The organism is Xenophilus arseniciresistens, from assembly GCF_028023875.1.
In the GTDB taxonomy this organism is placed as follows: Bacteria; Pseudomonadota; Gammaproteobacteria; order Burkholderiales; family Burkholderiaceae_C; genus Xenophilus; species Xenophilus arseniciresistens.
The window spans coordinates 117,622-130,986 of record NZ_JAQIPB010000006.1 but is presented as its reverse complement, the minus strand read 5'-3'; the positions used below and the strand labels follow the sequence as shown (position 1 = coordinate 130,986).

Here is a 13,365-nt window from a genome sequence, read left to right as displayed (position 1 = left end):
GATGGGCTTCTGGAGCCTCACGCAGGCGGCTGGCGGCCGTTGCGACCGTCGCGGCCGGTGGCGCGCAGCAGCGCCGCAACCTGCTCGCGCACCACGGCCAGGGCGCGGTCGTCGTCGCTGCTCTTGCGCGCCACCAGGGTCAGCTCCAGCATGGGCGCGTTGCGGCCCAGGCGCAGTTCGCGCACGGGGTAGGCGGCGGCGAAGGCCTCGTCCAGCAGGTGGATGATGGACACGCCCAGGCCCCGATGCACGCTGGCGATGATGGCGGGGGCCGAATCCAGCTCCAGCGCGCTGCGCTTGTTGGGCACCAGCGAAAGCACATGCCGCGCCGCCATCGCGCCGGTGACGGTGTTGCGGTCGTAGCGCACCCAGTCGTGGCGGCGCAGCAGCAAGGTGGGGCTGGTCTCGGTCGAATCGGGCGGCGCGATCAGCACCAGCTCGCGCCGCGCCAGCGGCCACCAGCGCAGCCGCTCGCTGCCGCCCTTGGCCGGCAGCGCCACCACGGCCGCATCGAGCTGGCCTGACTTCACGGCATTGATCAGCCCCGCGCTGCGCCCGCGCATGGGCTCGATGCTCAGCCGCGGGTGCCGCTGGCGCAGCGCCGACAGGCTGTCGGGCAGCAGCGAAGGCAGCAGCGATTCGATGATGCCGAGCTTGACCACGCCCTGGATGGCCACCGAAGGTTTGCGCCGCAGCGACTCCAGCTGCTGCAGCCCGCCGCGCAGCGCCGCGGCCACGTCGAAGGCGGCCACGCGCGGGCTCACGCGCGGCCCGGCGCGCTCGAACAGCGGCTGGCCCAGGTACTGCTCCAGCTGCTTCATCTGCATGCTCACGGCGCTGGGCGTGAGGCTCATCTCTGCCGCGGCGCCGGCAAAGCTGCCGGTGCGCAGCACCGATTCCAGCGTCTGGAAGGCTTCGATCTTCATCAACTTCCTTGATGTTGTTCTTCAATTTTCATCGCTTTTTCCTGATCCTTGCCCGGCCTAGACTGCCCTGCATCGACCCGTGGATTCCAGCGACCCGTGACCACTGACGCGGTGCGGCGCTGCACTGAAGGAGACTGAGCATGAGCAACACTGAATTCAAACCCCGCGCCTGGCTGGCCGCCGATGTGGCGCAGGACGACTCGTGGATCCTGCGCATGACGCCGCAGGAGGTCGAAGGCTTCGACGCCGCGCTGGCGCATGCCCGGACCGTCGGCAAGCCGCTGCTGGCCATGACGCTGGAGGACTTCCCGCTGCCGGCGGCTTCGCGCGCCGTGCTCGACCGCGCCATTGCCGCCACGCAGGGCCGCTGGGGCATGTGCCTGGTCAAAGGCTTCCCGGTTGATCGCTGGAGCGAGGCCGACACGCGCCTGGCCTACTGGGGCATGGGCCTGCACATGGGCGTGGGCCGCACGCAAAACCGCGCCAGCGAAATCATCAACGACGTGCGCGACGTCGGCGCCAGCTACAAGGTCAAGGGTGGCCGCGGCTACAACACCAATGCCGGGCTGGACTTCCACCAGGACTCCTGCGACGTGGTGGCCCTGCTGTGCCGGCGCACGGCCAAGTCGGGCGGCACCAGCAAGGTGATCAGCTCCATCGCGCTGCGCGACGAGGTGCAGCGCCAGCGGCCGGAGCTGATCCCCGTGCTGCAGCAGGACTGGTACCACAGCTACCAGGGCACGCAGGACCCAGTGCAGCCGCCCTTCTACCGCTGCCCCATCTTCGGCGACGACCCGCAGCACTTCTGCGCCCGCAGCAACCGCAAGAACACCGACGCGGCCCAGCGCGACTTCGACGAAGTGCCGCGCCTGTCCACCGCGCAGAAAGAGGCGCTGGACCTGTTCGACCAGCTGATGCCCAGCGACCGTCTGTGCTACTCGATGGAGCTGGAACAGGGCGACCTGCAACTGCTGAACAACTACGTCACCCTGCACTCGCGCACGCCCTTCGAGGACTTCGAGGAGCCCGACCAGAAGCGCCACCTGCTGCGCCTGTGGCTGGCCGTGCCCTCCTCGCAGCCGCTGCCGCCGCAGTGGGAGGAGTACTACGGCGACGTGCGCGCCGGCGCCGTGCGCGGCGGGGTGCGCGGCAGTGCCATCACGCAGGAGTTCCTGGCCTACGAGGAGCGCCATGCGAAGGCGCTGGGCATGCAGTGGCGCCCCTGGCGGCCGCTGGTGGTGCGCGAGCCCGCAGCAGCCGAATGACGAAGGGCCGCACGGCCCTGCCCTGTGAGCCAGCACGCGGCGCCCGGAAGGCCGCGCCCATGCATGAAGAACAAGCCGCGGGCCAGGCACCCGTGGCCCCCACGGAGACATCCCCATGAAGAAAAGCAGCAAGAAGATCTTTCGCGCGCTCTCGGCCTTCGCGCTGGCCCTGCTCGCGCCCGCCCTGGCGCTGGCCGACTACCCCGAGCGCCCCGTGCGCATCGTGGTGCCCTTCTCGGCCGGCGGCAACATCGACCTGACGGCGCGCGCCATTTCCACCGGCATGTCGCAGGCGCTGGGCCAGAGCGTGATCGTCGAGAACAAGCCCGGTGCCGGCGGCATGCTGGGCGCCGAGCAGGTGGCCCGTGCCGCGCCCGACGGCTACACACTGCTGCTGGCCTCCACGGGCTCGCTGGCGGCGGCGCCGGCGCTCTACCCCAAGCTGGGGTTCGACCCGGTCAAGGACCTGGCAGCCTCGCGCGCCATCACCCAGGTGCCGCTGGTGCTGGTGCTCAACCCCAAGCTGCCCGTGAGCAACGTCAAGGAGCTGATCGCGCTGGCCAAGTCGCGCGGCGCGCCGCTGACCATGGCCTCCACGGGCAACGGCACCTCCAACCACCTGGCGGGCGAGCTGTTCCAGAAGATGGCCGGCGTGCAGTTCACCCATGTGCCCTACCGCGGCAGCAGCCAGGCCCTGACCGATGTGCTGGGCGGCCAGGTGGACCTGATGTTCGACAACGTGCCCACCTCGCTGCCCTTCATCAAGAGCGGTAGGCTCAAGGCCCTGGGCGTGACGGGTGCCGGGCGCAGCCCCGCGCTGCCGCAACTGCCCACGGTGGCGGAGTCCGGCCTGGCCGGCTTCGAGGCCAGCACCCTCACCGGCATCGCGCTGCCCACGGGCGTTGCGCCCGAGGTGGCCGAGCGCATCCAGGCCGCCATGGCCCAGGCGATGGCCGCGCCCAAGGTGCGCGAGGACTTCGCCGGCATCGGGGCCGAGCTGGTGAACCTGCCCCCCGCAGACTTTGCGCGCCACATGCGCGACGAAGGCCGGAAGTGGTCGCAGGTGGTGCGCGACGCGGGGGTGCGCATTGACTGAAGCCGCAGCCGCGCCGCTGTGCCTGCCGCCGCAGTCGCCGCCGGAGCCGGCGCGCGTGGCCTTGCCTGCCGGCGCCACCGACTGCCACTGCCACGTGTTCGAGGACGAGGCGCGCTACCCCTGGGTGGCGCAGCGCAGCTACACACCCGCACCCGCGCCGCTTGCGGCCTACCTGCGCATGTGCGAGGCCGTAGGCCTGGCGCGCACGGTGCAGGTCAACGCCAGCATCTACGGCAATGACAACCGCCTCACGCTCGACGTGATCCGCGCCCTGGGCCAGCACCGTGCGCGCGGCGTGGCCGGGCTGGCGGCCGATGTGTCGGCCCAGGAACTCGAAACGCTGCACGAAGGCGGCATGCGCGGCGTGCGCCTGTCCACCCATGTGGCGGGCTATGGCGGCACCGAGCACCTGGAGCGCATGGCGCAGCGCCTGAAGCCTTTCGGCTGGCACCTGCAGGTGCATGTGGCGCAGGCGCGCGAGCTGGCCGAGCTTGAGCAGCGCCTGATGCAGGTGGACGCGCCGCTGGTCTTCGACCACCTGGGCTGCACGCGCGGCGGCGAAGGCGTGGACAGCCCGGGCTTCCAGGCGCTGCTGCGGCTGCTGACGCGGCGCGAGGACTGCTGGGTCAAGATCTCCAGCTGGTACCGGCGTTCCTCGCAGGCCGCACCGCACGAGGACATGCGCGCGCTGGCCCAGGCGCTGGTGCAGGCCCGGCCCGAGCGCGTGCTCTTCGGCAGCAACTGGCCGCATCCCAACCTGTTCGGCGATGAGGCCGTGCCCAGCGACGCCGGCCTGCTGGCCAGCTTTTTCGACTGGGTGCCCGAGGCCACACAGCGTGAACGCATCCTCGTGCGCAACCCGGAGCAGCTGTATGGCTTTCCGGCGCTGGCGCCCACCCCAAGACCCACGGAGACAGCATCATCATGATCAACAGACGCCAGACCCTCGGCGCCCTGGGCGCCGGCCTTCTCGCGCTGCAGGCCCCCGCCATCGTGCGAGCCCAGCCCGCCGTCACGCGGCTGCTGGTGGGCGCAACGCCCGGCGGCGGCACCGACATCGTGGCCCGCGCGCTGGCGCAGGAGCTCAGCACCCGCACCGGCCGCCAGTACGTGGTCGACAACAAGCCCGGCGCGGCCGGCAACATCGCGGCGCAGATGGTGGCCCAGGCCGCGCCCGACGGCGCGACCTTGCTGCTGAGCTACACCAGCCACGCCATCAACCCCACGCTGTACACCAAGCTGCCTTTCGACACGCAGAAGGACTTCACGCCCATCGCCGGCGTGGCGACCATCCCCGCGCTGCTGGTGGCCAACCCGGCACTGCCGGCCAGGGACGTGCGCGAGCTGATCGCGCTGGCCAAGGCCAGGCCCGGCCAGCTCAACATCGCCATCGCAGGCCTGGGCAGCGCCAACCATCTGGCCGGCGAAGTGCTCAAGCTGCAGGCCGGGGTGGACATCATCAGCGTGCCCTACAAGGGCACCGGCCCGGCGCTGCAGGACGTGATCGCAGGCCAGATCCAGCTGGCCATCTCGGGCGTGGCCAGCGTGCAGCAACTGGTCAAGGGCGGCAAGGTCAAGGCCATCGGCGTGACCAGCGCCAGGCGCGTGGCCGAATTCCCCGATGTGCAGGCCATCGGCGAAGTGCTGCCTGGCTTCGACTTCAGCTCCTGGTACGGCCTCTTCGGCCCTGCCGGCATGGACGCCAGGCAGGCCGACACGCTCAGCGCCGCCGTGCGCGACGTGCTGGGCTCGCCCGCGCTGCTGGCGCGGCTCAAGCATGAAGGCATTCTTCCCATGCCCAGCCGCGACCGGGCCGAGTTCGAACGCTTCGTGAACAGCGAAATCAGCCGCTGGGGCAAGGTGGTGCAACAGACCGGAGCCACGCCGCAATGAAGCGAAGCGAGACCGAAGGCATGACGCTGAAGCAGAGACTGGCGCAACCGCGCGCGCTGCTGGCGCCCGGCGTGTATGACGCCCTCACCGCGCTGCTGGCCGAGCAGGCCGGCTTCGAGGCGCTGTACCTCTCGGGCGGGGCCGTGGCCTACACCCAGCTGGGCCGCTCCGACGTGGGCCTGACCACGGCCAGCGAAACGGCCAACGTGCTGGCCCGCATCACCGACCGCGTGCGCCTGCCCGTGATCGTGGATGCCGACACGGGCTACGGCAACGCGCTCAACGTGCAGCGCACCGTGCGCGACTTCGAACGCGCGGGCGCGGCCATGATCCAGCTCGAGGACCAGGACTTCCCCAAGCGCTGCGGCCACCTGGCCGGCAAGAGCCTGGTCAGCAGCGCGCAGATGCAGGGCAAGCTGCGCGCCGCGCTCGATGCGCGCCATTCGCGCGACACCTTGATCCTCGCGCGCACCGATGCCGTGGCCGTCGAAGGCGTGGAAGCGGCCTTCGAGCGCGCCGAGGCCTATCTGGCCTGCGGCGTCGATGCGCTGTTCATCGAGGCCTTGCGCTCGCGCGAGCAGATGCAGCAGGCGTGCGAGCGCTTCGGCAGCCGCGTGCCGCTGCTGGCCAACATGATCGAAGGCGGCCAAACGCCCGTAAGCAGTGCCAGCGAACTGGGCGAGCTGGGCTTCCGGATCGTGATCTTCCCGGGCGGCACGGCACGCTGGGCGGCGGCCGGGCTGCAGCGCTACTTCGCCACGCTGGCCGCCGACGGCACCACCGCCGCCCTGCGCAGTCAGATGCTGGACTTCGACCAGCTCAACGGCCTGATCGGCACGCCCGAACTGCTGGCGCTGGGCAAGCGCTACGAGGCCTGAGCCGAAGCATCCCAGCCGCCGCCCAGCGCGCGCACCAGCGCCACCGTGGCCTGGTACTGCGCGGCCTTGACCTGCAAGGCCTGGCGGCGGTTGCGCAGCTCGCTGCGGCGCGCGTCCAGCAGGTCAAGCTGGCTGATGTAGCCGTTGCGGTAGCGCGTGTCCGACAGCTGCGTGGCGCGCTGCGCCGAACTGACGGCCGTGGCCTGCACCTGGGCCTGCTCCTGCAGGAGCCGCAGCGCCGAGAGCTGGTCTTCCACTTCCTTGAACGCACCCAGCACCTGGGCCCGGTAGCCGGCCAGGGCTTCGTCGAGCTGGCCCGAGGCGTTCTGCACGCCGGCCTCGCGCCGGCCGCCGTCCAGGATGGGCAGCGACAGCAGCGCGCCGATGCCCCAGGAGCGGGCCGACCACTTGAACAGGTCGCCGATCTCGGGCGAGGCATAGCCGCCGCCCGCCGTGAGCGTGAGGTCGGGGAAGTAAGCCGCCTGCGCCGCGCCCACGCGCGCCTGCGCGGCCAGCACGGCGGCCTGGGCGGCGGCCACATCGGGCCGGCGCTGCAGCACCGTGGCCGGCAGGCCGGCCGGGATGCCGGGCAGCACGCTGGTCCAGGCCTGGTCGTCGATCGCCAGCGCGGCCGGGGCCTGGCCCGTGAGCACGGCCAGCGCGTGTTCGAGCTCGGCGCGGCGCCGGTCCAGCGCCAGCGCGTCGGACTCGGTGGCCGAGACCTCGGTCTGCACGCGCGCCACGTCCAGCTCGGCCACGTCGCCGGCCTGCTGGCGGCGCTGCGTGAGGCGCAGCGTGTCGCGATAGGCCTGCACGTTGTCGCGCACCAGGGCGCGTTCGGCGTCGGCCGCGCGCAATGCCAGGTAGGTCTGGGCCACCTCGGCCTGCACCAGGAGGCGGGTGCTTTGCAGCAGGGCCTCGCGCTGCTGCGCGTCCAGGCGCGCGGCCTCGCTGGCGCGCGAGAGGCGGCCGAACAGGTCCAGCTCGTACGAGGCACTGAGGCCCGCGGTGGTCAGGGTCGAAGGCCGGTTGCTCTGGTTGCGGTCCAACCCCTGCTGGCGCGACGCACCTGCGCCGGCGCCCAGTTGGAATGAGCGGTCGGCGTCGCTCAGGCGGGCCAGCGCCCTCGCCTGCCGCACGCGCGCCGCCGCCTGGGCGATGCTGGCGTTGCCGTCATCGACCTGCAGGGCGCGCTCGACCAACTGGTCCAGCACGGGGTCGCCGAAGGCGCGCCACCATTGGCCGCGCGGCTGGGCCTCGGCCGGCGTGGCGCGGGTCCATTGGCCTTCCGTGGGCGCAGCGGCTGGCGCCGCGGCCCGGGCTTCCTTGAACTGGGCGGGCGCGTCCACGCTGGGCAGGCCCGAAGGCGTGCTGGCGCAACCGGCCAGCACCAGGGCGGCCATCAGCGGCGCAAGGGCCGCGCGCAGCGGGCGCCGCAGGGTTGCCGGGGTCTTCATCGAGCCATGCATGGTTCTTCTCCTTGGCTTCGTGTCATTCATGATCATCATTCGTGGTGGCCCAGCCGCGCCGCTGGGGCCGGCTGCAGGCCCGCGCCATGGCCGCCGCCGCTTGCAGCCGGTGCCGGATGGCTGGCGGACACGAAGTCCTCACCCGCGGCCGGCACCGTGCCGTGCTGGCGCAGCGGCCGGTTGCCGGCCAGGCGGCGCAGCGCCACATAGAAGACGGGCGTGAGGAACAGGCCGAAGGCCGTCACGCCGATCATTCCGGCGAACACCGCCACGCCCATGGCCGTGCGCATCTCTGCACCCGCGCCGGTGGCCAGCACCAGCGGCAGCACGCCCATCACGAAGGCCAGCGAGGTCATCAGGATCGGACGCAGGCGCAGGCGGCTGGCCTCGATGGCGGCCTGCACGGGCGTGCGGCCGGCGAATTCCAGCTCCCGCGCGAACTCCACGATCAGGATCGCGTTCTTCGCACTGAGCCCCACCAGCACGATCAGCCCGATCTGCGTGAAGACGTTGTTGTCACCGCCCGAGAGCCACACGCCCGTCATCGCGGCCAGCAGGCCCATGGGCACGATCAGGATGATCGACAGCGGCAGGGTCAGGCTCTCGTATTGCGCGGCCAGCACCAGGAACACCAGCAGGATCGCGAGCGGGAACACGATCACGGCCGAGTTGCCGGCCAGGATCTCCTGGTAGGTCAGGTCGGTCCATTCGAAGTCCACGCCCGGCGGCAGCGTTTGCGCCGCGATGCGCGCGATGGCCTCCTGCGCCTGGCCCGAGGAATAGCCCGGCGCGGCGCCGCCGTTGATGTCGGCCGTGAGGTAGCCGTTGTAACGCATGGCACGCTCGGGGCCGAAGCTGCTGTTGACCTTCAGCAGGGCCGACAGCGGGATCATCTCGCCCGAGCTGGACCGCACCTTGAGCGCGCCGATGTCTTCGGCCCGCGCGCGGTACGGCGCATCGGCCTGCACGCGCACGCTGTAGGTGCGGCCGAACTTGTTGAAGTCGTTCGCATACAGGCTGCCCAGGTAGATCTGCATGGTGTCGAAGATGTCGGTCACGGGCACGCCGAGCTGGCGCGCCTTGGTGCGGTCGATGTCGGCATACAGCTGCGGCACGTTGACCTGCCAGCTCGTGAACATGCCCGTGAGTTCGGGCGCCTGCACGGCCTTGGCCATGAAGGCCTTCACGGCCGCGTCCATCTGCGCGTAGCCCACCGAGGCGCGGTCTTCCAGCTGCAGCTTGAAGCCGCCCGTGGTGCCCAGGCCCGCCACCGGCGGCGGCGGGAACATGACGATGAAGGCGTCCTGGATGCCCGCGAAGGCCTGGTTGAGCTGGCCCGCCACCGCGCCGCCGGACTGGTCCGGGTTCTTGCGCTGGTCAAAAGGCTTGAGCATCGCGAACACGATCCCCGAGTTGGAGCTGTTGGTGAAGCCGTTGATCGACAGCCCCGGGAAGGCCAGCGTGCCTTCGACGTTGGGGTTGCTCTTCATGATCTCGCCCATGCGGCGGATCACGTCGTCGGTGCGGTCCAGCGTGGCGCCGTCGGGCAGTTGGGCGAAGCCGATCAGGTACTGCTTGTCCTGCGTGGGCACGAAGCCGCCGGGCACGGCCTTGAACAGGCCGAAGGTCACGCCCACCAGCGCGAGGTAGATCACCAGCATCAGCGTCTTGCGCGAGATCACGCTCCTGACGCCGCCGCCGTAGGCTTCGGAGCCTCGCTGGAAGAAGCGGTTGAAGCCGCGGAACAGCCAGCCCAGGGCCTTGTCCATGCCGCGCGTGAGCGCATCCCTGGGCGCGTCATGGCCGCGCAGCAGCAGTGCCGCAAGCGCGGGCGACAGGGTCAGCGAGTTGATGGCCGAGATCACCGTGGAGATGGCGATGGTGACGGCGAACTGCTTGTAGAACTGGCCCGTGAGCCCGCTGATGAAGGCCAGCGGCACGAACACCGCCACCAGCACCAGCGCGATCGCGATGATGGGGCCCGAGACCTCGCGCATGGCGCGGTAGGTGGCCTCGCGCGGCGACAGGCCCGCCTCGATGTTGCGCTCCACGTTCTCCACCACCACGATGGCATCGTCCACCACGATGCCGATGGCCAGCACCAGGCCGAACAGGCTCAGCGCGTTGATGGAGAAGCCCAGCACATGCAGCACGGCGAAGGTGCCCACCACCGACACCGGCACGGCCAGCAGCGGGATGATGGACGCGCGCCAGGTCTGCAGGAACAGGATCACCACCAGCACCACCAGCAGCACGGCTTCGAGCAGCGTGGCGATCACCGAGTCGATGGAGGCCCGCACGAACTGCGTGGGGTCGTAGGCGATGCGGTATTCCAGCCCCTCGGGCATGTGGGCGTTGAGCGCATCCATGGTGGCGCGCACGTTGGCCGAGATGTCCAGCGCGTTGGAGCCCGGCGACTGGAACACGCCGAGGCCCACGGCCGGGTCGTTGTCCAGCAGCGAACGCAGCGAATAGTCGGCCGCGCCCAGCTCGATGCGCGCGATGTCGCGCAGGCGCACCACCTGGCCATCATTGCCACTCTTGACGATGATCTCGCCGAACTCTTCCTCGGTCGAAAGGCGCCCCTGCGCGTTGACCGAGAGCTGCACGTCGATGCCCTGCAGCCCCGGCGAGGCGCCGATCACGCCAGCCGCGGCCTGCACGTTCTGGCCGCGGATGGCGGCCACCACGTCGGCCGCCGACAGGCCGCGCTGCGCGACCTTCTGCGGGTCGAGCCAGACGCGCATCGCGTATTCGCCGCCGCCCCAGATCTGCACCTGGCCCACGCCCTCGATGCGCGCCAGCCGGTCCTTGACGTTGAGCACCGCGTAGTTGCGCAGGTAGTCGATGTCGTAGCGATTGTTGGGCGAGACCAGGTGCACCACCATCGTGATGTCGGGCGAGCTTTTGACCGTGGTCAGGCCCAGGCGCCGCACTTCCTCGGGCAGGCGCGGCTCGGCCTGCGAGACGCGGTTCTGCACCAGTTGCTGCGCCTTGTCGGGGTCGGTGCCCAGGCGGAAAGTCACGGTGAGCGTCATCACGCCGTCGGTGGTGGCCTGGCTGCCCATGTAGAGCATGCCTTCGACGCCGTTGATCTGCTCCTCCAGCGGCGTGGCCACGGTTTCAGCGATCACCTTCGGATTGGCGCCCGGGTACTGGGCGCGCACCACGATCTGCGGCGGCGCCACCTCGGGGTACTCGGAGATCGGCAGCCCGCGCAGCGCGATCAGCCCTGCGATCAGGATCAGCAGCGACAGCACGCCGGCAAAGATGGGCCGGTCGATGAAGAATTTGGAGAGGTTCATGGTGAACTTTCAGCGGCGCGCTTCGCGAAAAGAAAGAGCGCCGCGGTTCGGATAAATCAGTTGCTGCTGTTGCTGGCCACGCGCGTGCTGCGCGCTTCCGCGGCCTGGGCCGCGGTGTCCATGGGCACGTCCTGCGGCGCCAGTTGCGCGCCGGGGCGCAGGTGCTGCAGGCCGTTGACCACCACGCGCTCGCCGGCCTTGAGCCCGCTGCTGACCACCCGCAGCCCGTTGACGGGCGCGCCCAGCGTCACTTCGCGGTACTCGGCCTTGTTCTGCGCGTTCACGACCATGACGAACTTCTTGTCCTGGTCGGTGCCCACGGCGCGTTCGGCCACGAGCAGGGCGCGGCTGTCCTGCGGCTGGCCCATGCGGATGCGCGCGAACTGGCCCGGGATCAGCGCGCCGTCCTTGTTGTCGAAGGTGGCGCGCACGCGCACCGTGCCGCTCTTGGCATCGACCTGGTTGTCGATGAGCTGCAGCTTGCCTTCGAAGGGCGTGCCTTCGGTGGCCACGGTGCCCATCTGCACCGGGATCTGGCCGATCAGCGAACGCGCGCTGGCGCCGCCGGGCATGGCCTGCAGCGCGCGGCCGATCACCTGCTCGTCGGCGTCGAAGCTGGCGTAGATGGGGCTGACCGACACCAGCGTGGTCAGCACCGGCGCGGCCGGGCCGGCCGCCACCAGGTTGCCCACGGTCACTTCGAGCTTGCCGATGCGCCCGGCCACCGGCGCGCGCACCTGCGTGTAAGACAGGTTCAGCTGCGCGCTCTGCAGCGCGGCCTGCGCGGCGCGCAGGTTGGCCTCGGCCTCCAGGCCGGCGTTCAGGCGCTCGTCCAGCTCGCGCTGCGCGATGGCCTGTTCGTCATACAGGCGCCGCGCGCGGGCCTGCTCGCTGCGGGTGTAGGTGGCGCGAGCCTGGGCCGAAGCCACCTGCGCCTGCGCACGCTCCACCTCGGCGCGGTAGGGGGCGGGGTCGATGGTCAGCAGCAGGTCGCCCTGCTTGACCAGCGCCCCTTCGCGGAAGTGCACGGCCTGCACGGCGCCGGCCACGCGCGAGCGGATGTCCACGCGCTCCACGGCCTCGAGCCGGCCCGAGAACTCGTCCCAGGCGTTGATGGCGGTTTCCTGCACCACGGCCACCGAAACCGGCGTGGCCGGCGCCTGCGCGGGCGCGGGCGGGTTGCTGGCCTGGGCCTGCAGGCCCGGAATGCTGAACACGCCCGCGGCGATGGCAGCCACGGCCGTCAGCGCGGTGGCGGCCGGCCAGAAACGGCGCCGGCTTTGGGCTTGCACGGGAGTGTGGTCATCAGAGGAAGACGGCGGAAGGTGCGACATGGCGGCTCCTGAAGGTCAAGCAATGGATCAAGGGGCAACACCGCTCCCCCGCGGGCAGATGCACACGGAAAAACAGGCGGCGGGAATCACGAAAAAAATGGAAGGGAAGAACGCGGCGCCGCGGCGCCGTTCTTCGTGGCGCACCAGGCCTGATTGCAGGCATGGCGCTGCCTGCGGCGATGCACGAGGCACCGCCGCATCAGCGGATCAGGTGGAGGTCAGGGCCTGCGGCTTCAGCCGCCGGGCTGCGCCTGCAGCGAGGGCGGCTCGAAGAAGCTGCGGAAATGCTGCATCACGCTGAGTTCACAGCCCTGGCAGCCGGACTCGCCGGGCTCGTAAAGCGCCTCGGGCCAGTTGGCGGCGCTGCTCACGATCTGGCTGCACACGTTGATGCCCGCTTCGCGCAGCCGGCCGGCATAGGCCAGCGCCTCGTCGCGCATCGGATCGTCCGGGCCCACCAGCACCAGCGTGGGCGCCAGGTCGCTCAGGCGCAGCGAGCTGCCCGGCACCGCATAGGGGTGCAGCGCGTCCATGGGGCGCTTGAGGTATTGCTGCCAGCCCGTGGCCCATTTGCAGGCATCGGTGCTGTCGCAGCCGGCGGCCCGCAACGAGGCCGTGCCCGCGCACGGGTCCAGCATCGGCGACAGCAGCACCTGCCCGGCCAGCGGCGGATGGTCGCGGTCCCGCGCCACCATGGCCACGGCCGCAGCCAGGTTGCCGCCGGCCTCTTCGCCGGCCAGGAACACGCGCGCCCCCTTGCCGGCCAGCTTGACGCGCTGCTTGTACAGCCACACCAGCACCTCGTAGCCCACCTCGATGGGCTTGGGGAAGGGGTACTCGGGCGCCAGCGGGTAGGCCAGCGAAACCGCCACCGCGCCCGAGCGCGCCAGCAGCCGGCCCACGTTGCGGCCGTTGTCCAGGTCGCCACAGGTGAAGGTGCCCCCATGGAAATGCAGCACCAGCGGCTGGCCGCCGGCCACGGCTTCGCGCCGGCCGTACTGGCGGGCCGTCACGGTGTCGCCGCCGGGCAGCGGGATCTGCAGCTCGGCCTCGGGCACGTCGGCGCCCGCGGCCAGGCCGGGTGCGAGAAGGGACGTTGCGTTGCGGGCGGTCATGGCGTTGGTATACGGAAGATCGATGACTGCAAATGTAAGCCCGCACCGCGCCCGGAAATGGGGGGCATTGCCGCTACTGCGTTT

The 13,365-nt window shown here is 70.7% G+C and carries 10 protein-coding genes; 5 read left to right on the top strand and 5 right to left on the bottom strand.

What is annotated here, in order from left to right; translation table 11 throughout:
- Positions 1 to 17 precede the first annotated feature (17 nt).
- On the bottom strand, positions 18 to 926 hold the full coding sequence (locus tag PGB34_RS13395) for a LysR family transcriptional regulator (RefSeq protein WP_271428595.1): 909 nt from the start codon (positions 924 to 926) through the stop codon (positions 18 to 20).
- 140 nt (positions 927 to 1,066) lie between these two features.
- Between PGB34_RS13395 and PGB34_RS13390 the strand changes: the two genes are divergently transcribed.
- The 5 genes from PGB34_RS13390 (at position 1,067) to PGB34_RS13370 (ending at position 6,058) form a co-directional block, all read left to right on the top strand.
- Entirely contained in the window at positions 1,067 to 2,191 is a 1,125-nt protein-coding gene (locus PGB34_RS13390; protein ID WP_271428594.1) for a TauD/TfdA family dioxygenase, read from the top strand.
- Between the two features lie 115 nt (positions 2,192 to 2,306).
- Positions 2,307 to 3,287, top strand: coding sequence for a Bug family tripartite tricarboxylate transporter substrate binding protein (locus PGB34_RS13385; protein ID WP_271428593.1), 981 nt, complete (start codon positions 2,307 to 2,309; stop codon positions 3,285 to 3,287).
- Entirely contained in the window at positions 3,280 to 4,215 is a 936-nt protein-coding gene (locus PGB34_RS13380) for an amidohydrolase family protein (RefSeq protein ID WP_271428592.1), read from the top strand. Before PGB34_RS13385 ends, PGB34_RS13380 begins: the two co-directional genes overlap by 8 nt.
- A complete protein-coding gene (locus PGB34_RS13375; RefSeq protein WP_271428591.1) occupies positions 4,212 to 5,180 on the top strand; it encodes a tripartite tricarboxylate transporter substrate binding protein in 969 nt (322 codons plus the stop codon). The genes PGB34_RS13380 and PGB34_RS13375 overlap by 4 nt, the downstream gene beginning before the upstream one ends.
- On the top strand, positions 5,177 to 6,058 hold the full coding sequence (locus PGB34_RS13370; RefSeq protein ID WP_408647887.1) for an isocitrate lyase/PEP mutase family protein: 882 nt from the start codon (positions 5,177 to 5,179) through the stop codon (positions 6,056 to 6,058). The genes PGB34_RS13375 and PGB34_RS13370 overlap by 4 nt, the downstream gene beginning before the upstream one ends.
- Here the strand turns inward: PGB34_RS13370 and PGB34_RS13365 are convergent.
- The 4 genes from PGB34_RS13365 to PGB34_RS13350 all read right to left on the bottom strand — a co-directional run bounded on the left by PGB34_RS13365 (position 6,046) and on the right by PGB34_RS13350 (position 13,281).
- On the bottom strand, positions 6,046 to 7,515 hold the full coding sequence (locus PGB34_RS13365; protein ID WP_271428850.1) for an efflux transporter outer membrane subunit: 1,470 nt from the start codon (positions 7,513 to 7,515) through the stop codon (positions 6,046 to 6,048). The two genes, PGB34_RS13370 and PGB34_RS13365, sit on opposite strands and share 13 nt — an antisense overlap.
- A gap of 47 nt (positions 7,516 to 7,562) precedes the next feature.
- Positions 7,563 to 10,832 carry an efflux RND transporter permease subunit gene (locus PGB34_RS13360; protein ID WP_271428590.1) on the bottom strand — a complete coding sequence of 1,090 codons (3,270 nt, stop codon included), beginning with the start codon at positions 10,830 to 10,832 and terminating at the stop codon, positions 7,563 to 7,565.
- Positions 10,833 to 10,888: 56 nt separating this feature from the next.
- Positions 10,889 to 12,166 carry an efflux RND transporter periplasmic adaptor subunit gene (locus tag PGB34_RS13355; RefSeq protein WP_271428589.1) on the bottom strand — a complete coding sequence of 426 codons (1,278 nt, stop codon included), beginning with the start codon at positions 12,164 to 12,166 and terminating at the stop codon, positions 10,889 to 10,891.
- Between the two features lie 233 nt (positions 12,167 to 12,399).
- Positions 12,400 to 13,281: an alpha/beta hydrolase gene (locus tag PGB34_RS13350; RefSeq protein WP_271428588.1), complete on the bottom strand. Its 882-nt coding sequence runs from the start codon at positions 13,279 to 13,281 to the stop codon at positions 12,400 to 12,402.
- Positions 13,282 to 13,365: the final 84 nt, after the last annotated feature.